Origin of the sequence: Massilia forsythiae (genome assembly GCF_012849555.1) — a bacterium.
GTDB classification, from domain to species: Bacteria; Pseudomonadota; Gammaproteobacteria; order Burkholderiales; family Burkholderiaceae_D; genus Telluria; species Telluria forsythiae.
On the sequence record NZ_CP051685.1, the window covers coordinates 4,387,439 to 4,411,568 of the forward strand.

17 protein-coding genes are annotated in these 24,130 nt (G+C 68.0%); 7 read left to right on the forward strand and 10 right to left on the reverse strand.

Going from position 1 to position 24,130, the window contains the following annotated elements; translation table 11 throughout:
* Positions 1–67 precede the first annotated feature (67 nt).
* Entirely contained in the window at positions 68–358 is a 291-nt protein-coding gene (locus HH212_RS18645) for a nucleotidyltransferase family protein (RefSeq protein ID WP_170203859.1), read from the forward strand.
* Positions 355–714, forward strand: a complete 360-nt coding sequence (locus tag HH212_RS18650) for a HepT-like ribonuclease domain-containing protein (RefSeq protein ID WP_170203861.1) — start codon at positions 355–357, stop codon at positions 712–714. The genes HH212_RS18645 and HH212_RS18650 overlap by 4 nt, the downstream gene beginning before the upstream one ends.
* 325 nt (positions 715–1,039) lie before the next feature.
* Here HH212_RS18650 and HH212_RS18655 read toward each other — a convergent pair whose 3' ends face one another.
* Both HH212_RS18655 and HH212_RS18660 read right to left on the reverse strand, forming a co-directional pair.
* On the reverse strand, positions 1,040–3,904 hold the full coding sequence (locus HH212_RS18655; RefSeq protein ID WP_170203863.1) for a TonB-dependent receptor: 2,865 nt from the start codon (positions 3,902–3,904) through the stop codon (positions 1,040–1,042).
* Between the two features lie 162 nt (positions 3,905–4,066).
* On the reverse strand, positions 4,067–6,979 hold the full coding sequence (locus HH212_RS18660) for a TonB-dependent receptor (protein WP_211172366.1): 2,913 nt from the start codon (positions 6,977–6,979) through the stop codon (positions 4,067–4,069).
* A 359-nt stretch (positions 6,980–7,338) separates the two neighbouring features.
* On the opposite strand from HH212_RS18660, the gene HH212_RS18665 reads away from it, so the two are divergent.
* From HH212_RS18665 to HH212_RS18675, 3 genes are all read left to right on the forward strand, one after another.
* The gene (locus HH212_RS18665) at positions 7,339–8,745 is read left to right on the forward strand and encodes a selenium-binding protein SBP56-related protein (RefSeq protein WP_170203865.1); all 1,407 of its coding nucleotides are present in this window, start codon (positions 7,339–7,341) and stop codon (positions 8,743–8,745) included.
* Entirely contained in the window at positions 8,742–9,419 is a 678-nt protein-coding gene (locus HH212_RS18670; RefSeq protein ID WP_229217343.1) for a hypothetical protein, read from the forward strand. Before HH212_RS18665 ends, HH212_RS18670 begins: the two co-directional genes overlap by 4 nt.
* Positions 9,420–9,517: 98 nt before the next feature.
* On the forward strand, positions 9,518–10,618 hold the full coding sequence (locus HH212_RS18675; RefSeq protein ID WP_170203867.1) for a PQQ-dependent sugar dehydrogenase: 1,101 nt from the start codon (positions 9,518–9,520) through the stop codon (positions 10,616–10,618).
* A gap of 49 nt (positions 10,619–10,667) precedes the next feature.
* On the opposite strand, the gene HH212_RS18680 is transcribed toward HH212_RS18675, so the two are convergent.
* Positions 10,668–10,787, reverse strand: a complete 120-nt coding sequence (locus tag HH212_RS18680) for a PEP-CTERM sorting domain-containing protein (RefSeq protein ID WP_170203868.1) — start codon at positions 10,785–10,787, stop codon at positions 10,668–10,670.
* Positions 10,788–11,039: 252 nt separating this feature from the next.
* On the opposite strand from HH212_RS18680, the gene HH212_RS18685 reads away from it, so the two are divergent.
* Positions 11,040–13,589 carry a S9 family peptidase gene (locus tag HH212_RS18685; RefSeq protein ID WP_211172367.1) on the forward strand — a complete coding sequence of 850 codons (2,550 nt, stop codon included), beginning with the start codon at positions 11,040–11,042 and terminating at the stop codon, positions 13,587–13,589.
* A 132-nt stretch (positions 13,590–13,721) separates the two neighbouring features.
* On the opposite strand, the gene gudD is transcribed toward HH212_RS18685, so the two are convergent.
* From gudD to HH212_RS18710, 5 genes are all read right to left on the reverse strand, one after another.
* On the reverse strand, positions 13,722–15,062 hold the full coding sequence (gene gudD, locus HH212_RS18690; protein ID WP_170203870.1) for a glucarate dehydratase: 1,341 nt from the start codon (positions 15,060–15,062) through the stop codon (positions 13,722–13,724).
* A gap of 33 nt (positions 15,063–15,095) precedes the next feature.
* Positions 15,096–16,400, reverse strand: a complete 1,305-nt coding sequence (locus HH212_RS18695) for an MFS transporter (RefSeq protein ID WP_229217755.1) — start codon at positions 16,398–16,400, stop codon at positions 15,096–15,098.
* Between the two features lie 190 nt (positions 16,401–16,590).
* Positions 16,591–17,475: a LysR substrate-binding domain-containing protein gene (locus tag HH212_RS18700; RefSeq protein WP_170203873.1), complete on the reverse strand. Its 885-nt coding sequence runs from the start codon at positions 17,473–17,475 to the stop codon at positions 16,591–16,593.
* A gap of 191 nt (positions 17,476–17,666) precedes the next feature.
* Positions 17,667–18,305: a response regulator gene (locus HH212_RS18705; protein WP_170203875.1), complete on the reverse strand. Its 639-nt coding sequence runs from the start codon at positions 18,303–18,305 to the stop codon at positions 17,667–17,669.
* A complete protein-coding gene (locus tag HH212_RS18710) occupies positions 18,302–19,663 on the reverse strand; it encodes a sensor histidine kinase (protein WP_170203877.1) in 1,362 nt (453 codons plus the stop codon). Before HH212_RS18710 ends, HH212_RS18705 begins: the two co-directional genes overlap by 4 nt.
* Positions 19,664–19,816: 153 nt before the next feature.
* On the opposite strand from HH212_RS18710, the gene HH212_RS18715 reads away from it, so the two are divergent.
* Entirely contained in the window at positions 19,817–22,417 is a 2,601-nt protein-coding gene (locus HH212_RS18715; RefSeq protein WP_170203878.1) for a TonB-dependent receptor, read from the forward strand.
* Here the strand turns inward: HH212_RS18715 and HH212_RS18720 are convergent.
* Entirely contained in the window at positions 22,409–23,635 is a 1,227-nt protein-coding gene (locus HH212_RS18720; protein WP_229217756.1) for a tannase/feruloyl esterase family alpha/beta hydrolase, read from the reverse strand. The genes HH212_RS18715 and HH212_RS18720 overlap by 9 nt on opposite strands.
* On the reverse strand, positions 23,518–24,108 hold the full coding sequence (locus tag HH212_RS27425) for a tannase/feruloyl esterase family alpha/beta hydrolase (protein ID WP_229217344.1): 591 nt from the start codon (positions 24,106–24,108) through the stop codon (positions 23,518–23,520). Before HH212_RS27425 ends, HH212_RS18720 begins: the two co-directional genes overlap by 118 nt.
* Positions 24,109–24,130 lie beyond the last annotated feature (22 nt).

Below are 24,130 nucleotides of genomic sequence, written 5' to 3' on the forward strand. Positions count from 1 at the left end.
GGCACCGTTCGGACGCTGTAATCGAGGTGGTAAAATCTGTCCAACCGAAGCCACGCGGTTCGTCGACATGAAACCATCTATCGCCTTGCAGAAACACAGGGAAACGATTCGCAAGATCGTGGCCGGTCATCGCGCCTCCAATCCCCGCATATTCGGGTCCGTGCTTCAAGGCTGCGATACCGAGGGAAGTGACCTGGACCTGCTCGTCGACCCGACGCCGGAAACCACGCTTCTCGACATCGGTGCGATCCGGCATGAGCTCTTGCAACTTCTTGGCGTACCGGTCGACGTGCTGACACCAAAGGCGCTCCCCGAAAGTTTCCGGGCCATCGTACTTGCGCAAGCCATGCCGGTATGAGCAAGGACCGGCGGCGCCTGATCGACTATCTGGCGCACATGCTGGAAGCGATCGAGAGGATCAACCGCTACACCGAGGATATGGACGAGCTCGCGTTCCTGCGGAACGAACTGGTACAAGACGCCGTCGTCCGCAACCTTGATATTCTCTGCGAAGCCAGCAACAACATTCAAAAGCATTATCCGGATTTTGCGACGCGGCATCCCGAACTTCCCTTGGCATTCGCATACCAGATGCGCAATGCTGTCGCGCATGATTACTTCAACGTCGACTACGGGATCGTATGGAAGACGATTTACGCGGACCTGCCGGTCTTGTACCGGAAGGTACAGCACGCCGTGGCGAATCCTGACTGACTAAGGTAAGTTTTGCTACTACAGCAGCAACGTTTTCCAGATACGGTATCCGGGACGGTATCGAATGTTTGGGATAAAAGAAAGCGGCGATAATCAAGAGGCTGCCGAGCCGATTGATATTGGAGTGCGGGTAAGGCTTCCCTTGCAGAACTCTGCTTGCCCGGCTTGAAAAGCTTGTTTCGGTGAGTCTTTTACGAGGTTGACAGATTAGAGTTAACTAACCCAGCAAACTAATGGCAATTTGTAGAATTTAATGAAATGGGCGTTGCAGGTCTGAACCAAGCAACGCCCTTTCTGGCCGGCAGCCTCTCCTCGACTCCCAGACTTACATCTTCCAGTGCAACCCAGCCGCCACCGACCGCCCGATCTGCACCGTACCAAAATTACTCACCTGCGCATTCCCCGCACTCCCGAAATGGTAGTACTGCTTCTGCATCTCATTAGTCAAGTTGACCCCGCTGATATCGACCGACATATTGTCGTTGATCCTGTACGAAATCTGCATGTCCACGCTCTTTTCCGGGTGACGCCAGATACCGATCGGATTGGCGAACAAGGCAGCTTCGTTGCCCGCCAAGAAGCCGGAGCGCCAGACCTGGGACAAGCGCGCGCTGAGCGGGCCTTTTTCGTACGCCAGGGTGGCGTTGTAGGAGCGGTTGGACACGCCGAAGAACGGGGTCTCGAGCTGGGCGACGATCTCGCCGGCATCGTTGGCCTCGGGCACGTTCTGTGACGAGGTCAGTCGCGTATAGCTGCCCTGGATGCCCAGGCCGTCCAGCAGGCTCGGCAGGCCCTTCGGGAAGTAGACGAAGCCGAGCTCGGCGCCGCTGATCTTGCCGTTGGAGGCATTGACCGGCGAGTTGATGACGTAGTCGTAGCCGTTCGCATGGTTGCCGCCCGAGGTCGAGTTGCGGAACGGGTCGTCCGCCGGGTCGACGTGCACCTTGTGGCGCAAGTTCACGACCAGGCCATCGATCTTGCGCTGGAACACCGTGCCGTAGATTGCGCTGTCCTTCTGGAAATACCATTCGGCCGTCAGGTCGAGGTTCTTGGCGCGCGTCGGTTTCAAGTCGGGATTGCCGCCGCTGCCCGAGCCATAGCCCACCCGCGACACGTCGTCACCGAGTTGCAGGACGGGATTCAGGTCGCCGAAGTTCGGGCGGCGCAGGGTTTGGCCATAGTTGAAGCGCAGCACCACGTCCTGGGTCGGGTCGTAGATCAGGGTCATGCTGGGCAAGAATTTCTTGGTCGACTTGCTGGCGCCGGACGGCGTGACCACCTTGGTGGTGGCATCGACCTTGTAGAAGGTCATGTCGGTATCGACCTTGACGTAGCGCACGCCGAAATTGCCGCGCAAGCGCCGGCCGAACAGTTCGTTCTGGGTATTTCCCATCACGAACAGGTTGGTCGTCTTTTCGTCGACATCGAAGGTCTTCTGCAGGCTCAGCCGGTCCGTCGTCAGGAAATTCGGGTCGACCGAGTTATATAGCTTGCGCCAGTCGTCGATATGGTCGCGGATATAGTAGGCATTCGGTTCCAGCCACGAGCGTGGCACGTCCGAGATGTCGGTGCCGAAGTTGGCGTTGGTGGAGGCATACGCCGCACCCAGCGAGGCGAGGTTGCGGCCCAGGGTGGCCGATTGGGTGCGGTTGGCCTCCGAGGCCTTGCGGTCGTCGAAGCGCGCGCCGAAGTGGAGCGTCTGCAGCATGCCCCAGTCGGCATCGTAGACGCCCGACAGGCTGGCCGTCGCGGCGCTACCCTTGTTGCGGTTGGCGGTATCGTAGAACTGGGCGACGTTCCACTTGGTCGGGTCGGTCAGGTCGGCATCGTTATTGAAGTGGAACGACGTGTTGTCGCCGCCGTCGTTGAAGTTGACGTTGATGGATGGCGCGACGCGATCGATGCGGGTGGCCGTGAATTCCGAATGGTAGGTGCTGGTCTGGTAGGACAGGTCGCCGTCCAGCTTCAGGCGCTCGCCGATGTCCCACTTGCCGTTCAGCGCATACACGTAGGAATCGGTTGCCGATGTGGTGTAGTCGCCGCTGTTGAAGCCATACACGCTGCCGACCTGGCGGCTCTTGATGATGTTGGTTCCCGGGTAGGTCGTGATCGTTCCCGCCGGGTTGCTGCCGAGATCGCCCCACCAGTCGACGAAGCTGAACAGCAGCTGGTTGAAGGACTTGTTGCGATAACCGTTGTACATCGATTCGAAGGTGTACACCGAATCCCTGTCCGGTTTCCATTGCAGGGCGATATTCGCGGCGGGACGCTGCCGTTCTCCCTGGACGTCGCTCTGGAAAATGGCGTCGCGCGACAGGTAATACGGATACGCCTTGCCGTTGAAATTCAGCGTCGAACCCGCTGCCGTCGGCAATCCGGTATTGGTGCCGGGCGTCCAGATGCTGGTGTCGGTGATGCGCTGCAGCGGCGTATAACCCGGTGGCAGTTCGGCGGCATTCGGGCTGGCGAACGGCACCATCGCGCCCGGCGTCACGCTCTCGTTGCGGTACTTGGTCCTGGAATCCGACAGATTGACCAGGGCGCCGAATTCGCCGGCGCCGGTCTGCCAGCGGTTGCTGTACATGGCGCTGAGTTGCGGGTTCGCCTTTTTCGCGGGATCGAGATAGGTTTCACGCGCCGACAGCGACACTTTCTGGCCCTTGAAATCGAACGGCCGCAGCGACTTGACGTCGACTTGCCCGGCAATGCCGGTTTCCAGCTGGCTGGCGTCGCGCGTCTTGTAGACGTCGATCTGGCGCACCAGGGTCGAGGGAATGTCCTGCAGCGCGACCTGGGTGCCGGACGCGGTGAAAATCGTGCGGCCGTTCCAGGTGGTCTGGACGTCGGGCAGGCCGCGGATGGACAAGGTGCCGACTTCGCCGCCGGTGCGGTTGGTGACTTGCACCCCGGTCACGCGTTGCAGCGCTTCGACGACATTGTTGTCGGGCAGCTTGCCGATGTCTTCGGCAACCACCGATTCGACGACCTGGTCGTTGGTGCGCTTGATCGCCAGGCTCTTGATCAGCGAAGCCTTGACGCCGGTGACGACCACGGTCTGGGTGTCGGCCGGCTCGGCCTGTCCGGCGGCCGCTTGGCCCCACACCGAGGCGCTGCTGAGCAGGCCGGCGCCCATCAGCGCGGTCACGGTGAGCTTCAAGGCGAAAGGACGTGCGGGTACGTGCGATTTCATATGTCTCCTCTGTTTCTAGTTATGGAAAATTCTTTTTGAAATTGGCATTGCACCGAGAACATGTTAGAGATCCTGCAATCATCGAGCCAATGACTTTTCCCGTGTTTCCCATATCGATTTGGAGATCACTCCGGTGTTGTCGCAGCAAAGCCGGGCCGAGGATCAGAACTTGTAGCGCGCCCCCAGCAGGTATTCGCGCCCAGTGACGTGATTCACCAGAACGCTGTTCCGTGCCCGGCTCACGAACTGGTCGTTCGCCTCGTTGGTCAAATTGACCCCCTCGAACGTGAATTCCAGCTTGTCGTCCCATTTGTACGACACCGACAAGTCCACGTTGAAGGTCGCATTCTTTCCCTGCACATCGTTGTTGTTCTGCGCCGGCACCACTTGCAGGTATCCCGAGCGCGACGCCCCGGTCAGGCGCGCACTGAATTTGCCGTCGTCGTAATAAAACGTGGTATTCCACGACGTCGGCGACAGATTCACCAGGTCGTCCTGCACGGTCGCGCTGTTGGCCGCCGTCGCCGAAATCAGATACGCGATCTTCGATTTCACCCTGGTGTAGTTGGCCACCAGCCCGAAGTTCCGGCCCCATGCCGGCAGGAAGGTGAACGGCTGCTGGTAATTCAATTCGAACCCGCGCAATTTGCCGCCCGGCGTATTGGCGAACGAGGTCACGTCGAACACTTCCGAACCGTTGAAGCTGGACGGCAGCAAGGACAGGGGCAGGCCGGTCTGGTTGAACGGCAGCGTCTGGCGGATGCCCTGGATATAGCTGTCGATATTCTTCTGGAACAGGCCCAGTCCGAGGAAGGCCTTGTTCTTGAAGTAATACTCGAACGAGGCGTCCAGCGTCTTGGCGCGGAACGGCGCCAGGGTCGGGTTGCCCGAGTTGATCGTCAGCGTGCCGGAGGTAGCCACGGTGCCGCCCGGGTTCAGGTTGCCCAGCGGCGGGCGCGACATCACCTTGGCGCCGGCCAGGCGCACCAGGAAGTCGGGCGTCAGGCTGGCGGCCAGGTTGAACGAGGGCAGGAAGTCGTTGTAGGCGTTGGTCGCCGTCACGGACGTGCCGCCGCCGGTGGCCAGGTAGCCTTGCGCGGTCAGCCTGGTCTTGACGTAGCGCCCGCCGAGGTTGCCGCGCAGCGGCGTGCCGGCCAGTTCGCTGTCGAAGTCGGCCTGCAGGAACACGCCCTTGTCGTCTTCCTTGACGTTGCGGTTGTTGCCGCGCGCATTGCCGTTGGTGGTCGAGGTCAGCGTGAAGTCGCCGGGGCCGCCGGCCGGGCCGCTTGTCAAGCAATTGCAGTAGGCGTCGTACAGCCTGGTGATGGCCTGCACGTCCGGGACCAGCCAGCCGGTGACGCTGCCGGCCGGCAGGTCGAGGCCGTTGCCGAAGCCGGACAGCAGGCGCGTCACGCTGGCCAGGCTGGTGCCGGCCGGCAGGCTGTAGATCGCTTCGCCGGACGCGTTCGGGCGGCGCGCCTCGTAGGTCTGGAATTTGTAGGTCTTCAGGTCGGCGCCGCCCTTGAGCGTCCAGGTGTCGCCGGCGCGCCAGGCCAGGTCGATGTGGGCCACGTCGTTCTGGTTGATCGAGCCTTGCGGGCGGATGCGGATCTCGCTCGGGGTGGCGCTGGTGACGCTGGCGGCGCCGGCCGGCACGCCGTAGATGCCGAGTGCCCCATTGGTGGCGGCCGGGTCGAACGGGTAGGCGATGACCGGCAGGCGGTCGCTGTTGCGGAAGTCGATCGTGTAGCCGTTGACGTTGGGCGCGTCCAGCGTCACCGTGGTCTGGTTGGGGTTCTTGAAGTTCGACCTGGCGCGCCCGAGGCGCAGGTTCAGGTCGAGCGTGTCGCCGAGGCGGTGCGCCACCGTCAGGGTCGGCTGGGTGAACCTGGTCGACAAGTCGTCGAAGCGGGTCTCGGAGCGGATGTCGACGCCGTTGAAGACGCCGTACAGCAGGCGGCCTTGCGCGTCGTACTGCGCCTGCGCCACCGAGGTCTGCGGCTTGCCGCCCTGCGAGGCCGAGCGGCTGAACGAGATGGCTTCCAGGTAGCTTTCCTCGCGCGTGGCCGAGAGGTCGGCGTACAGCATGTCCAGCGAGATGCGCGTGCCGCGCGTCGGCTTCCATTCGAACGAAGCGGTCAGGCCGACGCGGTCCTGGTCGTGCGTCAGGCGGCCGTAGCGCGGCAGGCGCGGCGTGAAGTTGGCGGCGCTGGAGGCGGCGGTGTAGGCGGCGCTCGCCGCGGCGCTGGCCGGCAGCCGCGTGGCGGTGGGAAAGCCGGCCACCGGCGCGGCGCAGTTGGCCGAGGTGACGCTGCCGCCGAGCGGGGCGCACCAGCCGCCGGAAGAGGGGCCGTTGTCCCAGCGGACGGTCGAGAAGCCTTCTTCCAGCACATTACGCTTGGAAAAGGCGCCCGATACCAGGAAGCCCATCGTGTTGTCGTTGAAGGTGTTGGACAGCAGGAAGGCGGCGCGCGGGTCGGTCTTCTTCGAGATGTCGTTGTAGCGCGCCTTGGCCATGGCGGTGGCGTTGAAGCCGCGCTTGGGCGTGTCGAACGGGCGCATGGTCTGCAAGTCGACGGTGGCGCCGAGCGAGCCTTCCTCGATCTCGGCCGACGAACTCTTGCGTACCGTGAGGGAGCTGAACAGTTCCGAGGCGAACACGTTGAAATCGAAGCCGCGTCCGCGGTTGTTGCCGCCCGAACTGTCGGTGCCGCCGGTGGTCGCCAAGCCCTCGATGCCGTTGATGCGCACGCGCGTAAAATCGGCGCCGAGGCCGCGCACGGTGATGCTGCGGCCTTCGCCGGCATCGCGGTCGATCGCCACGCCGGGCACGCGCTGCAGCGACTCGGCCAGGTTGGTGTCCGGGAACTTGCCGATGTCTTCGGCCTTGACGACGTCGACGATGCCGTTTTCCGAGCGCTTGGCGTTGAGCGCACTCTCCAGCGAGGCGCGCAGGCCGGTCACGACCACGGTCTGGGCGGCGCCCGGCGTGTCCTGCGCCTGGACGGGTAGGCCGATGGCCAGCAGGGCCGAGGCGATGAGGGTGCGCTTGAGCGGAAGCGGGGAACGATGCATGCGGGTCTCCTGTGGGTTTATGTTGGTAGTGCAGCAATGCAAATAAGCCAACGCCATATTGCTGGAATCCCGCGTAAATACAACAATTTTCTGGGAGCGCCGTCGACCGACGTCCGTATGCCGGATGCATATGCAGGCAACCGCATCGTTCGTGGATGGATCGCGTGGCCAAAGCCCCTCATGTCGGCCCAACTACGGTAAATCTGGTCTGGCCACATGGCGTTGTATTCAGGCCACTTCGGTGCGGTGGTTTGATCGGGTCCCTTGACAAGCGCCAGTCCGAACTTCAGCCTTCAAGCTTGCGGCACCGACGACCGAGCCGTTCCCAGCATCCGCTGTCTCCCCAACGAGGATCCACCATGCTGAACACCCTGCGTCCCGATCCCACCTTCCACCCATCGGCGCGCCTGGCGATGGAAGCGCCGGCCGAACTGATCGCCTACACGGTGCTGCTGTCGCCCGACCGCTCCCGTCCAGACGCCCTGGCCGTGGTCGACGTCGACCCGCAATCCGCGGCCTACGGCACGGTCATCCACCGGCTGGTCATGCCGCACAGCGGCGACGAGTTCCACCATTTCGGCTGGAATGCCTGCAGCTCGGTGCTCTCGCCCCTGTCCGGGCATGCCTTCCTGCAGCGCCGCTACCTGGTCATTCCCGGCATCCGCTCGTCGCGCATCTACATCGTGGATACGCAGCCCGACCCGCGCGCGCCCGTGCTGGTCAAGACGATCGAGCCGGACGAGCTGCTGCGCAAGACGGGCTATTCGCGGCCGCACACCGTCCACTGCGGTCCGGAAGGGATCTACATCAGCACCCTGGGCGGGGCCGGTCCGGACGGCACGCAGGGGCCGCCGGGCGTGTTCGTGATGGATTGCGAGAACTTCGAGATACTGGGGCGCTGGGAAATCGAGCGCGGGCCGCAGAAGCTGCACTACGATTTCTGGTGGAACCTGCCGCGCGACTACATGGTGTCGAGCGAATGGGGCCTGCCGCCGCAGTTCGAGAGCGGCATCGTGGCCGAAGACCTGCTGGCCGGCAAATACGGCCACGCGGTGCATTTCTGGAACCTGCGCGAGCGCCGGCACGTGCAGACCATCGACCTGGGCGCCAACCACCAGATGGCGCTGGAGGTGCGGCCGGCGCACGACCCGGCGCGCGAGTACGGGTTCCTGGGCGTGGTCGTCGATACCGCCAACCTGGAAGGGTCGATCTGGACCTGGTACCGCGAGAACGGCCGCTTCCGGATCAGGAAGAGCGCCACCATACCGGCCGAATCGGCCGATGCCGGCCGGCTGCCCGCGCTGCTGAAAGGCTTCGGCGCGGTGCCGCCGCTGGTGACGGACATCGACCTGTCGCTCGACGACCGTTTCCTGTACGTGGCCTGCTGGGGCACCGGGGAATTGCGCCAGTACGACGTCACCGATCCGATGAAACCGACCCTGGCGGGCAGCGTGCGCGTCGGCGGCATCGCCCGGCGCACGGCGCATCCGAACGGCCGGACGGTCGGCGGCGGCCCGCAGATGACCGAAATCAGCCGCGACGGCAGGCGCGTGTACTTCACCAACTCGCTCTACAGCAGCTGGGACGACCAGTTCTATCCGGACGGCGTGCCCGGCGTGCAGCTGATGTGCAAGGTCGGCGCCGGCGGCGGCATCGAGCTGGACCCGGCGTTCTGCGTCGACTTCGGCCCGCATTACCGCGCGCACCAGATCCGCCTGCAGGGCGGCGATTGCTCGACCGATTCGTTCTGCTATCCGTCCGCTTGAACACGGCCGCGCTCTGGCTGGCGGTGGTGGGCCTGGGGCTGTACCACGGCCTCAATCCGGCGATGGGCTGGCCGCTGGCGGTGGCCAACGGCATGGCCGAGCGGCGCGCCGGTGCGGTGTTCGCCACCGTGCTGCCGCTGGGCGGCGGCCACGCCATGGCGATCGCCGTCGCGCTGGCGCCGTTCGCCTGGCTGGGCTGGTACCTGGAATGGAGCCGCGCCATCCGCACCGGCGCGGGCGCGCTGGTGCTGCTGTTCGGCCTTTACAAGCTGGCCAGGCCGCGCCACCCGCGCATGCTGGCGCGCATTCCTCCGGGCCGGCTGGCCTGGTGGTCGTTCCTGATGGCCACCGCGCACGGCGCGGGATTGATGCTGGTACCGTTCATGCTGGGCCTGTGCGCCGCACCGGCGCCCGGCATGGCGGCCGGTGCCGGGGCTGCAGCGACGGGCCACGCCGGGTTGATGGGCCAACTGGCGCGCGCGAACCTGGACACGGCGCTGCTGGTCACGGCGGTGCACGCGCTGGCCAGCATGCTGGCCGGCCTCGGCATGGCCTGGCTCGTGTATCGCCATCTCGGGCTGCGCTTCCTGCGCCGCACGTGGTTCGACCTCGATGCCGTCTGGGGCGCCAGCCTGGCGCTGGCCGGCGCGGCCGGGATCGCGCTGGCCTGGTAGCCGGGCAGCGGCAGCGGCGGCGGCCCGGCTCACCAATCGCGCTCCGCGCCGGCGGCGTCCGCGCTACAGTCTCGTCCAGCACAACGAGGAGGAACAGCATGGCGAACCGAATCGATATTGCAGCGCCCGCATGGGCCATCGCAGGGATAGCGGTGCTGGCGCTGGCCGCGTGCGGCAGCGGGTCGGACACGGCCGGCCCCGTCGCCAGCGCGCCGGCCGCGCCGGTGTCGCCGGGCACGCCGGCGGCGCCCGCCGCACCCAGGATCATCGCCAGCTCGCTGAAGGCGCCCTGGTCGATCGCCTTCCAGGGCGGCACCGCGCTGGTGAGCGAGCGCGATTCGGCGCGCATCCTCGCGTTCGACAGCGCCAACAAACCGTCCGAGATCGCGCGCATCGCCGGCGTGAACGGCAGCGGCGAGGGCGGCCTGCTGGGGATCGCGGTGCGCGACGGCTACCTGTATGCCTATTTCACCGCCGGTACGGTCAACCGCATCGAACGCTACCGGCTCGACGGCACGGCGCCGGCGCTGCGCCTCGGTCCGGCCGAGACCGTCCTCGACGGCATTCCGGCGGCCGGCATCCACAACGGCGGGCGCCTGGCGTTCGGTCCGGACGGCATGTTGTACGCCACCGCCGGCGACGCCGGCAACAGCGCGCGGGCGCAGGACCTGGCTTCATTGGGCGGCAAGATCCTGCGCCTGCGGCCGCAGGGCGGCGTACCGGCCGACAATCCCTTTCCCGGATCGTATGTCTACAGCTACGGCCACCGCAATCCGCAGGGACTGGCATGGGGCGCCGACGGCACCATGTACGCGTCCGAATTCGGCCAGAACACCTGGGACGAGCTGAACGTGATCAAGGCGGGCGGCAACTACGGCTGGCCGACCGTGGAGGGCAGGGCGGGCGACAGCCGCTTCATCGACCCGGTGCAGCAGTGGGCGACCGCGGACGCCAGCCCGAGCGGGATGACCTACAGCCAGGGCAACCTGTACATCGCCAACCTGCGCGGCCAGCGCCTGCGCCAGATTCCGGTGACCGCCCTGGGCAGCGCCACCGAACGCTATGTCGGGCAATATGGTCGTTTGCGCGACGTCGCCGTGGCGCCCGACGGCACCCTGTGGATGTTGACGAACAATACCGATGGGCGCGGTACGCCGGGGCCGGACGACGACCGCATCGTCGCCGTCCCTGCGCTGTAAGTGCGTTGTAACCGCCCGTTGCAACGGAGCGCCGCTGCCAGGAAACGATTTACTTGCCGAAGCGACGCTTCCTGGACGCGTACATCAGGCCCAGGCCGCCGAGCAGCATCGCGGCGGTGGCCGGCTCCGGCACCTCGCCCGGATCGGTCGGGCCGGGCCCGGCGTCCACGTTCGAGATCGTCAGGGTGTATCTTCCGGTGCCCAGGTACTCGGTCAGATCAATAAATCACGCGGTCGGTGGAAGGAAGCTGGTAGCGAAACAGGGCGGCGCAGGCGATGACGACGAGATGGCGGCAACCGATGGCGCAGGAAATCGTCAAATTTAATGTTGTCGCAGAAATATTTCTATGGCAAGGTTATAGGCGTGCCGGGAGCGATCCTCCTGGCATACCCACGCATTCCATAGAAACGGAGCACCTCCATGCAGGCAAAACACCTGTTATCCGGCCTCGTGAGCGCCACGCTCGCCGCCGGCATGACACCGATCTCGGCCGCCAGCGCGGCGCCGGCAGCGTCCACCACCGCCGCTACCGCCGCTACAGGCAGCGCCTACAACCAGCCGCCCAGGGAAATCCTCGACGTCATGCGCGCGCCGCCGCCGCCGGTGCCGTCGCTCAGCCCCACGCGCGACCGCCTGATGCTGGTCACCATGGAGGAGTACCCGTCGATCGCCAAGGTCGCCACGCCCTTCCTGCGCCTGGCCGGCGTGCGCATCGAGCCGGGCAACCGCAGCCAGCACGACACGCCGGGCGGCTACGGCATCCCGCCCTGCGTCGGCGCGATCGACCTGGTGACGGTGGCCGACGGCAGGCAGACCGCGGTCAAGCTGCCGGCCGGCGCCTGCCCGCGCCGCCCGGTGTGGAGCGCGGACGGCCAGCGCTTCGCGTTCGAGAACATCACCGCGCAGGCGGTGGAATTGTGGGTCGGCGACGCGCGTACCGGTGCCGTGCGCCGCTTGGCCGGCGTGCGCCTGAACCAGATGTTCGGCGACCAGGTGCAATGGATGCCGGACCAGAAGACGCTGCTGGTCAAGCTGGTGTCCGGGCAGACGGCGCCGCCCGAAGCGCCTGCGGGTTCGGACGGTCCGGGCATCCAGGAATCGCTGGGCGCCACCGGCCAGAGCAGCACCTACGAAAACCGCGACACCCTGCGCAACCGCCACGACGAACAGCTGTTCGACTACTACGGCAGCTCGCAGCTGGCGCTGGTGGATGCCGCCAGCGGCAAGATCACGCCGGTCGGCAAGCCCGGCCTGTACGAGGCGCTGGACGTGGCGCCGGACGGCCGCCACGCGGTCGTGACCGAGATCCGCACGCCGTATTCCTACGTCACCACCTTCGACCGCTTCCCCAAGCAGATCGACATCTGGGACCTGTCGAAGCATGGCGCCAAGGGAAGCAACCCGGTGGTGCGCCAGATCGCGTCGCTGCCGCTGGCCGACCGCGTGCCGAACCGCGGCGTGCCGGTCGGCCCGCGCGGCTTCACCTGGCGTCCGACCGAAGCAGCAACGCTGGTGTGGGCCGAGGCGCTGGACGGCGGCAACCCCAACGTCCAGGCCGCGGAGCGCGACAAACTGATGCTGCTGAAAGCGCCGTTCAGCGCGGAGCCGAAGGAAATCGTGCGCACCGGCCAGCGCTACGCCGGCCTGCTGTGGAGCGAGCAGCCGGGCACGGCGCTGTTGAGCGACTACGACGTCAACCGCAAGTGGCGCCGCACCTGGCAGATCGATGTCGATAGCGCGCAAGCATCGCGCCGCCTGCTGTGGGACATGTCGAGCGACGAGAAGTACGCCGACCCGGGCGTGCCGGTGCGCCGCATCCTGGCCAACGGCTTCCCGGTGATCCGCCAGCAGGGCGACACCATCTACCTGTCCGGCACCGGATCGTCCACCGATGGCGACCGTCCGTTCCTCGACAGGTTCGACCTCAAGACGCAGACGGCCCAGCGCCTGTTCCGCAGCAGCAAGACCTCGTATGAACAGTTCATCGGTTTCGCGGGCGACGATACCGGCCGCCTGCTGACCTGGTACCAGTCGGCCGCGGAAACGCCGAACGCCTTCGTGCGGACCCTGGGCGCCGCCACGGCCGCGGCGCCGGGCGAGCCGGCGGTCGCGTCGTCCGCCGCGGCGCTGACCCACCTGACCGATCCGGTGCCGCAGGTACGCGAGATCAAGAAGCGCCTGGTGACCTACAAGCGCGCCGACGGCGTGCCGCTGTCGTTCACGCTGTACACGCCGCCCGGCTACAAGGAAGGCACGCGCCTGCCGACCATCCTGAACGCCTATCCGATGGATTTCGCGGACGCCTCCAAGGCCGGCCAGACCACCGGCTCGCAGGCGACCTTCACGCGCCTGCGCCAGTACCGGCTGCTGCTGCTGTCCGGCTACGCCATCATCGACAGCGCCGCCTTCCCGATCGTCGGCGATCCGCGCAAGGCCTACGACACCTACACCGAGCAGCTGGTGGCGGATGCGCAGGCCGCGGTGGACGAAGCGGTGCGCCTGGGCGTGACCGACCCGGACCGCGTCGGCGTGACCGGCCACAGCCACGGCGCGCTGATGACCGCCAACCTGCTGGCGCACTCGACCCTGTTCCGCGCCGGCGCCGCCACCAGCGGTTCGTACAACAAGTCGCTGACGCCGTTCGGCTTCCAGAACGAGCGCCGCTCGGTGTGGGAAGCGCCGGACGTGTACACCAAGGCCTCGACCTTCTTCTACGCCGACAAGCTCAAGACGCCGCTGCTGCTGGTGCACGGCGGCGACGACGCCAATCCCGGCACCACGCCGCTGCAATCGACCAAGCTGTACGAGGCGATCCGCGGCAACGGCGGCACCACGCGCCTGGTGATGCTGCCGTACGAGCCGCACTGGTACGCGGCGCGCGAGTCGAACGAGCAGCTGGTGTACGAAATGCTGCGCTGGTTCGACAAGTACGTGAAGGATGCGGCGCCGGCCGGCGGCGCGGCACCGTAGGGTGAACGGGTTTCCCGTCCACGCGTTCAATTAGAGCGTGCGTCGCCAAGGTGCCGCTGATGCTCGAACGCGTGGACGGCGTAGCCGTCCACCCTACGTTCGCGTTCCGATCGTCGACCGGGGACGGCCGGTTCAGCGCACCAGGCAGGGCCGCTTGTTGTCGAACTTCCACCCCGGCACCAGGAACTGCATCGCCGCGGCGTCGTCGCGCGCGCCCAGGCCCATGTTCTTGTAGGCCTGGTGCGCCTGTTCCAGCGCATCCGCGTCGATCTCGATGCCCAGTCCCGGCTTGGCCGGCACCTTGACCATGCCGCCCTCGATCCGCAGCGGTTCCTTCGTCAAGCGCTGGCCGTCCTGCCAGATCCAGTGGGTGTCGATCGCCGTCACCTTGCCCGGCGCGGCGGCGCCGACGTGGGTGAACATGGCCAGCGAGATGTCGAAGTGGTTGTTCGAGTGCGAACCCCAGGTCAGGCCGAACATCTGGCACAGCTGGGCCACGCGCACCGAACCCTGCATGGTCCAGAAATGCGGGTCGGCCAGCGGGATGTCGACCGATTGCAGCTGGATCGAATGGGCCATCTGGCGCCAGTCGGTGGCGACCATGTTGGTGGCGGTCGGCAGGCCGGTGGCGCGGCGGAACTCGGCCATCACCTCGCGGCCCGAGTAGCCGTCCTCGGCGCCGCACGGGTCTTCGGCGTAGGCCAGGATGCCGTGCTTGTCGCGGCACACGCGGATCGCATCCTTCAGCAGCCAGCCGCCGTTCGGATCGAGCGTCACGCGCGCCTCGGGAAAGCGCTCGTGCAGGGCGACGATGGCTTCCATCTCTTCGTCGGCGCTCAGTACCCCGCCTTTCAGCTTGAAGTCGTTGAAGCCGTAGCGCGCGCGCGTGGCCTCGGCCAGGCGCACGATCGCTTCCGGCGTCAAGGCTTCCTCGTTGCGCAGGCGTAGCCAGGCGTCGCCCGCGTCCGGCTCGGCGCGGTAGGACAGGTTCGTCTTGTTGCGGTCGCCCACGTAGAACAGGTAGCCCAGCATCTCGACCGCGTCGCGCTGCTGGCCTTCGCCCAGCAGCGCCGCCACCGACACCCCCATGAACTGGCCGAGCAGGTCGAGCAGCGCCGATTCCACCGCCGTCACCGCGTGGATGGTGGTGCGCAGGTCGAAGGTCTGCTGGCCGCGCCCGCCGGCGTCGCGCCCGGCGAAGGCGCTGCGCATCCGGTTGAGCACCTTGTTGTAGTCGCCCAGGGTCTTGCCGATGACGAAGGGGCGCGCATCCTCGATGGTCTGGCGGATCTTGTCGCCGCCCGGCACTTCGCCCAGGCCGGTATTGCCGGCACTGTCGGTCAGCAGGACGATGTTGCGGGTGAACCAGGGGCCGTGGGCGCCGCTCAGGTTGAGCAGCATGCTGTCCTGGCCGGCGACGGGGACGACGCGCATGTCGGTGACGACGGGGGCGCTGGAAACGGAATGGGTCATGGTCGAGTCTCGATGGTGGATGCGTGGAGCAGCTTACAAGGCGGGCGGTTTCACCAGCGACGTCACCAGCGTCACGCGCCGGATGTCGCCGACGATGAACAGGTAGCTGACGATGGCCAGCGCGGCATTCACGCCGACGAAGACCAGGGCGCCGGCGAACGAGCCGGTATTCTGCACGATGTAGCCGATGGCGATCGGCGTGGTGATGCCGGCGGTATTGCCGAAGGTGTTGAACAAGGCGCCGCTCAGGCCGCCGGCTTCCCGGGGCGAGGTGTCCGACACCACCGCCCAGCCGAGCGCGCCGATGCCCTTGCCGAAAAAGGCCAGCGACATCACCGCCACCACCAGCAGGTCGGTCTGGATGTAGTTACAGGCGATCATGCTCATCGACAGCAGCATGCCGACCACGATCGGCAGCTTGCGCGCCACCGACAAGGAGTAGCCGGCGCGGCTCAGGCGGTCCGACATCCAGCCGCCGACGATGCCGCCGACGAAGCCGGCGATGGCCGGCAGCGAGGCCACGAAACCGGCCTTCAGGATGGTCATGTGGCGCTCCTGCACCAGGTACACCGGGAACCAGGTCAGGAAGAAATAGGTGAGGGTGGTGATGCAGTACTGGCCGATGTAGACGCCCAGCAGCATGCGGTTCGACAGCAGCTCCCTGATGCAGGCCAGCGTGTCCACCTGGCGCGGCGGCGCGGCGCGCTTGCCGCCGGCCTGGCCGTCGAGGTCGACCAGCGCGCCGCCTTCCTGGATGTAGTGCAGTTCGCCGGCGCCGAGGCGCGGGTGCTGCCTGGGACTGTAGATGGTCTTCAGCCACAGCAAGGCCATCCCGATGCCCAGTCCGCCCATCACGTAGAACACGCTGTGCCAGCCGTGCGTATGCACCAGCCAGCCCATGATCGGGGCGAACAGCACGGTGGCGAAGTACTGGGCCGAATTGAACACGGCGGCGGCCAGGCCGCGTTCGTGGGTCGGGAACCAGCTCGAGGCGATGCGGCTGTTGCCGGGGAAGGAGGGCGCTTCGGCGGCGCCCACCAGCAGGCGCAGCGCGAACAGCACCGCCACCGCGGCGCCGCCGGCGAAGAAGCCGGCGGCGCCGGTCAGCACGGTGAAGGTCGACCACAGGAAGATGCTGAAGAAATAGGTGATCTTGGAGCCGAAGCGGTCCAGCAGCCAGCCGCCCGGCAGCTGGGCCAGCACGTACGACCAGGCGAAGGCCGAAAAGACGAAGCCCATCTGCACCGCGTCCAGTCCCAGGTCCTTGCGGATCTCGGGCGCGGCGATCGAGATCGTGGCACGGTCGGCGTAGTTGATGGTGGTGATCGCGAACAGCATCGCGAGGATGGTCCAGCGCGTGCGCGTCCGGACCCCGGCCGCGCTGGCGGCCTTGGCGGTTTGAACTTGTTCCACGGGTGTCTCCGGTTGTCGGATGGCGTCTTTTTGCACGCCTTGTGGAACGATCATATGCCCTGCACCCGGCACGGCCAAACCAAAGTGTGACGGCATGCATTCAATAATTGAATCGTCAACCGGCGCCGAAGCTCGGCAGTACCCGTTCCTTGAACAGCTGCAGCACCGGATTGGCGTTGTCGCGCCGCCAGGTGCAGACCATTTCCACCGGCTCGGTCGCCATCGGGCGCAGGACGATGCCGTCGAATTGCAGGCGCGCGGCGCCCTGGGCGATCAGCGCCGCGCCCACGCCGGCGCGCACCAGCGCCAGCATGGTGTGCACCTGGCCGATGTGTTCGACGACGTCGGGCACCACGCCGGCCCTGGCGAAGCGTTCGCTCAGCATCAGGTAGAACGGGCGCGCCTCGAACGGCGAGTACATCACGAACGGCTTGCCGTGCAGGCAGGCGAGGGTGGGCGTGGCCGGCCAGCGACCGGCTTCGGCTTCCGGCACCGCCAGCATCAGCGCCTCGGTGGCGATGCGCCGGCTCTCCAGTTCGCGGTTCATGGCGTGCGGGCGCAGCACGCCCAGGTCGAGTTCGCCGGCATTCAGGGACTCGACCTGCACCGTGCTGACCAGTTCCTTCAGGGTCAGCGTCACGCAGGGCGCGCACTCGCGCAGGCGGTGCACGATTTCCGGCAGCAGGCTGTAGCCGGAGGCGGAGGTGAAGCCGATCGCCAGGCGGCCCTGCTCGCCCTTGGCGGCGCGGCGCGCGGCGAACACCGCCTCTTCCGCGATGCGCAGCATGCGCGAGGCTTCCTGGAAAAAGGCTTGGCCGGCGGCGGTGAGGCGCACGGCGCGGCTGTTGCGCTCGAGCAGCTGCACGCCGACGTGGTGTTCCAGCAGGCGGATTTGCCGGCTCAGCGGCGGTTGCGTCATGTTCAGCCGTTCGGCGGCCTTGCTGAAGTGCAGCTCTTCGGCGACGGCGACGAAGCAGCGCAGCTGGCTGAGTTCGAACATCGGTGATTCCTGGGGCGTACAACATTTGTAAGTCATCGTACAACCAAGCGAGCCGATTGGCAATCGCTTGAGATGCGTCATCGTACAACTGTAGGGGTGCTGTGCCTTCGCCGAGTCCGCTGCAGCGAACAAGAAAGCAGTGTCCTGCCCGCAAACCCGGCCGGCACGCGAGGGCCGCCGCTCGCATCCTCTCAAGCCGCCACCCCGGCCCCGAATTCCACCAGCCCGCAGCGCGCCGCCAGGTGCATCAGCTTGAAATCGTTGTCGGCATTGAGCTTTTGGCGGATTGCGGTCAGGTAGTTCAGCACCGTCTTCGGACTCAGGTGCATCACGGTGGCGATGTCCTGCACCGATTCGCCGTGCACCAGCAGGCGCAGCAGCTCGAACTCGCGCGGCTTGAGGTCGTGCAGCGCCTCGTCCCCATCGGCCGGCATGGCGTCCCGCATGTCGCGCGACAGCACGCGCCGGCCCTGCACCACGGCGCGGATGGCGTCGATGACTTCCTCCGGTTCGCTCGACTTGGTCAGGTAGCCGTGCGCGCCGGCCTTGAACGCCTGCGCCAGGTGGCCGGCACCGTCGTGCATCGACAGCACCAGCACGCGCAGCGCGGGCAGGCGCGCCAGCATGCCGGCGATGGCTTCCAGGCCGCTGCTGCCTTTCAGGCTGAGGTCGACGATGGCGACCTTGGGGCGCACGCGCTGCACCAGGGCGTTGGCTTCCTGGACCGTGGCGGCTTCGCCGGCGACGTCGAAATCCGGTTCCGCCGACAGCAGCCGGCGGTAGCCGCTGCGCACGATGGCATGGTCGTCGACCAGGACGATGCGGATCATGGCAGCGCTCCCGCGGGCAGGGTGTCCGGCTGCGCGGCGGCGGCCGCCAGCGGCAGGGTGGCGCGCAGGCGCAGGCCGCCGCCGGGCGCCGGCGCCAGTTCCAGCGTTCCTCCGATCATGCCGAGCCGTTCGCGCATGCCGAGCAGCCCGCCGCGCCAGCGCGGCGCGGCCGGCAGCCCGCGGCCGTCGTCGCGCACTTCCAGCGCCAGGCCGTCGGCGCCGGCGTCCACGCGGATCGCGCAGCGGCGCGCGCCGCTGTGGCGCACGACGTTGGTGACGGCTTCCTGCACGACGCGGTAGGCGGTCAGCGCCGCCGCCTCGCCGATCCCGGGCAGCGCCGCCGGCAGCGCCAGCGTGAAGGCGATCTCGGTATGGCGGCCGCGCCAGCCCTGCACCAGTTCGCGCAATGTCGGCGCCAGGCCGCTGGCGTGCAGGCCGTGCGGGCGCAGCGTCTTGAGCATGGCGCGCAACTGCTCGCCGCAGGTGCGCAGGTCGCGCCGCAGGTCGCTGGCGCATTCGGCCACGGCGGGCGGACTCAAGCGCTGGGCGTTGCGCGCCAGGTGGGTGGCGGTGACGCTCAGCGCGGCCAGGGTCTGGCCCATTTCGTCGTGCAGCTCGCGCGCCAGCGCGCGCCGCTCCTCTTCCTGCACCGCGATCAGCTGCTGCGCCAGTTCGTGCTGGGCGGCGCGGGCGTCGCGCAGGGCGCCGGCCAGGTGCTCGATGGCGTGCGCCACGCGCGCGAATTCGCGCAGCGCGCGCGGCGGGAGGACGGACGCGGGCAGCGCCGGGTCCGGCTCGCCGCGCGCCAGGCGCTGCAGGCTGGCCTCGAGTTCGCGCACCGGCGCCAGCGCGCGGTCGGCACAGTACCAGGCCACCAGCAGCGTTGTTCCGGAAAAGAACAACAGGGTGCTCAATAATTGCACAGTGTTCGCCAGGCGTTCGTCGATTTCCGAATGCGGATTGGGCGCGATGGCCAGCACCCGGGCGCCGATGCGGATCGCCCGTTCGCGCTGTTCGGGCGGCGCCAGGCCCAGCCAGGCCAGCAGCGGATGGGGCGCCGCCGCCGCCGCCGGCGCCGGACCGTCCGCGCTGCGGATGCGCAGGTGGCGCAGCCCGGCGTGCGCCAGGCGCTCGTCCAGGCGCTCGTCCAGGGCGGCGCCGGGGCCGGGACGCTGGCCGGGCTGGGCCCCGGACGGCGGCTCGCCGGCCGCGAGCAGCACGTTCACCAGGCGTGTGGATGCAGCGACTTCGGCGGCGATGTCGCTGCGCAGCGACAGCAGCTGGATCATGGCGGTCATCGCCAGCAAGCCGCCCAGCAGCAGGCCGAGCGACACGATCAAACGGCGGCGCAGGTCCATGGGTCTCCTCGTGTGTGCCATCCCTGTCCGGCTTCTTGCAACATCCATGCCATGCCGCGATGCCGGCGCCGCCACGTCGGGAATTTTTCCCTAGCGGCGGCGCGGCCGTCCTTGGAATAATCGAACGCACAAGAACGCCACGGAGACACGAGCATGAAACAGCGCGCGCAGGGCAGGCATCCACGACAAACCGCGGCCCGGCGGCGCCTGGCGCCGGGCCTGGCCGCCGCCGCCGTCGCGGCCGCCTGGCCCGGCGCGCCGGCGCTGGCGCGAGCGGCCGCCGACGCGCCGCTCGCGCCTGCCGTCACGCCCGCCCCCGTGGCCGCGCCGGCGCCCGCCCTGCAGACCGTGGTCGTGATCGGCACCACGCCCTTGCCCGGCCTGGGACTGGCGCGCGAGCGGATTGCCGCCAACGTGCAGACCCTGGACGGCGCCGCCGTCACCGGCCCCGACGGCGCCAACCTGCCGGACGCCCTCAACCGGCGCCTGGGCAGCGTGTTCGTCAACGAGATCCAGGGCAACCCGTTCCAGCCCGACGTCAGCTTCCGCGGCTTCACCGCCTCGCCGCTGCTGGGCACGCCGCAGGGCCTGTCGGTGTACCTGGACGGGGTGCGCATCAACCAGCCGTTCGGCGACGTGGTCAGCTGGGACCTGATCCCGCGTGCCGCCATCGCCTCGGTCGACCTGATGCCCGGTTCGAATCCGCTGTTCGGCCTGAACACGCTGGGCGGCGCGCTCTCGATCCGCACCAGGGATGGCCTGCACGACCCCGGCACGAGCGTGCAGGCGCTGGCCGGCAGCCACGGCCGCCAGGAAGTCACGTTCGAACACGGCGGCCATGGCGGCCAGGACAGCCGCGGCTGGCACTGGTACCTGGCCGGCAACGGTTTCAGGGAGCGCGGCTGGCGCGACGCCTCGCCGACCCGGCTCGGGCAACTGTTCGCCAAGGCCGGATGGCGCGACGGCCGCAGCGACGTGGCGCTCAGCGCCGCGCTGGCGCCGACCCGGCTGACCGGCAACGGCCTGCAGGAGGGGCGCTTGCTGGCGCGCGACTACGCCAGCGTCTACACCACGCCGGACCAGACCCGCAACCACGCCGTGCTGTTCAACCTGGCCGCCAGCCATACGGTGGGCGACGCGCTGCAATTCTCGGGCAACGCGTATTTCCGGCGCATCCGCACCGCCACCCTGAACGGCGACCTGAACGACGATGCGCTCGACCAGTCGGTCTACCAGCCGAGCGCGGCGGAACGCACGGCGCTGGCGGCGGCCGGTTATTCGGGCTTTCCGGCCAGCGGGGCGACGGCGGCGAATACGCCGTTCCCGTACTGGCGCTGCATCGCCAACGTGCTGCGCGCCGACGAGCCGGCCGAGAAATGCAACGGCCTGCTGAACCGCAGCGACAGCCGCCAGCGCAATGCCGGCGCCAGCGCCCAGGCCACCCTGTCCGGGCGCCTGGCCGGGCAGCGCAACGGGTTCACGCTGGGCGCGGCGTTCGACACCAGCCGCGTGCGCTTCCGCCAGTCGAGCCAGTTCGGCTACCTGAACCCCGACCGCAGCGTGACGCCGGTCGATTTCTTTGCCGACGGCAGCGAGATCGACGACGACGGCACCCCGGTCGACGCGCGCGTCGACCTGGAAGGGCGCACGCGCACCGCCAGCGCCTACGCCACCGATACCCTGAGCGTGGGCGAGACGCTGCACCTGACCCTGTCCGGACGCTACGACCGCAGCACCGTGCGCAACCGCGACCGCATCGCCCCCGGCGGCGGCCCCGGTTCGCTCGACGGCGACCACCGCTTCGGCCGCTTCAACCCGGCCGTCGGCGCCGCCTGGGACGCGGCGCGCGGCCTCAACCTGTACGCCGGCTACAACCAGGGCAGCCGCACCCCGACCGCGATCGAGCTCGGCTGCGCCGATCCGGACAACCCGTGCAAGCTGCCCAACGCCATGGCGGGCGATCCGCCGCTGCGCCAGGTCGTCACCCGGACCTGGGAAGCGGGCGCGCGCGGCACGCTGGCCGGCAATCCGGCCACGACCCTGCGCTGGAACGCCGGGCTGTTCCGCGCCACCAACGCCGACGACATCCTGTTCGTGGCCGACGACGCGGCCGGCTTCGGCTACTTCCGCAACGTCGCCAAGACCCGCCGCCAGGGTGTCGAACTCGGTCTGGACGGCCGCGCCGGCGACATCGGGTTTTCCGCCAACGCCACCTGGCTGGACGCGACCTTCCGCAGCGCCGAACTGCTGAACGGCGCCGCCAACAGCAGCGCCGGCGACGATGGCAACATCGCGGTGCGGCCGGGCGACCGCCTGCCCTTGATCCCGCGCCGCGTGTTCAAGGCGCGCGCCGACTGGCGCATCATGCCGGCCCTGGCGCTGGAAGCCGGCCTGGTCGCGCTATCCGGCGCCAACGCGCGCGGCAACGAGAACGGCGGCCACCGGCCCGACGGCACCTATTTCGTCGGCAGCGGCCGCTCCGCCGGGTATGCGGTGTTCGACCTCGGCGCCACCTGGGAAGCGGCGCCGCGCCTGCGCCTGTTCGTCCAGGTCGACAACCTGTTCGACCGGCGCTACGCCACTGCCGCCCAGCTGAACGCGACCGGTCTCACTGCGCAAGGCAACTTCATCGCGCGGCCGTTCTCGGCGCAGGGCGACAACGCCAGCGTGGTCAATGCGACCTTCTATGCGCCGGGCGCGCCGCGCACCGTCTGGGCCGGACTGCGCTATGCCTTCGGCACGCGCTCAAGGTAAGGCACAGGCGTAGTTGGCGGCCACGTCGATGCTGCCCGTCCCCTTGTAGCGCGGGTAGGCCGGATACTGGCACAGCGGCCGGGTGCGGCCGGCGGTCGCGGCCGCGGTGTCGGTGCCGGTCAGCGTGCCCGGCGCCGTGCCCGTGCTCACCCAGGCGTCCAGCGCGCCGATCGCATCCCACGACGGGATGAAGGCGCCGTCGCCGTGGCCGAGGCCGGGCACCGTGTAGAAGCGCCAGAAGGCGTCCACCGCGGCCTGGCCGCTCTTCGCCACCTGCGCCTTGTAGTAGGCGATGGTGGCGTTCGGGCTGATCACCTCGTCGGCCAGCCCGTGCAGCACGATCAGCTTGCCGCCGCGCGCCATGAACGCGGCCAGGTCCGGGTTCATGGCGCCGACCGTGGCCGACATGTCGACCAGGCGCTGCTGGTACGCGCCCGGCCGGTCCAGGTCGAAGGCCAGCGTGTCCAGGTCCGGATTCCTGGCGATGAAGTATTTCAGGTAACCGTCGCCCTGGGTGTACAGGTAGCCGTTGGCGGCCACGGTCGGCGGGTCCAGCAGCGTGGGCGAATTGCCCAGGCCCAGTCCGGTGGAGAAGTCGGCGCCCTGCAGGATGTTGTAGCCCTGGTGCCGGTCGACGCCGTAGGCCAGCGTGTAGGGCAGCACCAGGTCGTCGGCGATGGCGCGCACGGTGCGGAGCTGGGCGGCCGACAGGCAGCCGTCGCCTTCGTCGGTGCCGCTGCGGCAGGCGAGGGTGGCCAGGATGGACGCCTGTCTGGTGCGGCAGGCTTCCACGTTGGCGACGATGCGGTCGAGCGCGCCGTCGTCGGCGTCGCAGGCATCGACTGCGGTCTTCAGGATCAGGCGCTGCCTGGCCGGGTCGATGTAGCCGGCGCCGCCGCCGTTGCCACCGCTGCCGTAGGCGGCCTGGCCGATCTTGACGCCCTGCAGGCGCACGCCGGAAAAATTGATGGCCGGGGCGTTGGCGATCACGCCGTCGTAGTCCTGCGGGAAGCGCTCGACCGCCGTCATGCCTTCGCGCCCGCCGGTGGAGCCGCCGGCGAAGTAGGACTTGGCGACGGCCCTGGCGTAGCGCAGCCGGATCAGCGCGAACGCCGTGTCGCAGGTTTTCTTGATGTGCTGGTAACCGAAGTTCGAGCCGCGGCTCGCGGCGATCGCCGCTTCGTTGAGCGCGAAGTCGGCCGTGGCGCTGTTACCCACGTGGCCGGAATCCGAGCCGAAGGTGGCGTAGCCCAGCGCCAGCGGGGCCACGCCGGGCGCGAACGAGACCGCGCCGGTGTGACCACCGTGCCGTTGTAGCCGCCGCCGCCCATGTGCACCGTCTTGCCGTTCCACGCGGCGGGCAGGTTGAGCTGGAAATGGATGTTCGGGGTGCCCGCGGCGGCGCCGGCGTCCGGCAGGATGGCGCCCAGCACCTTGCAGTATTCGCCGTTGGCGTTGCCGGCCTCGCTTGCCGCGACCACGGTGGCCGAGGTCACCGTGGCGCCGCCGGTGGGCAGGCCGATGGCGGCAGCGGACACGGTCTTGCCGGCCATGTCGGCGCAGCCCAGGGCTTGCGGCGGCGCGCCGTCGTCGTCGCGGCCGTGGCAGCCCGCCAGCAGCGCGGCGGAACAGGACAGCAGGACCAGGCACGGCGCCAACCGCGCCGGCCTGGAAGTCAGGTGCCTTTGCATGGTATCTCCGAGGTGGGTTATT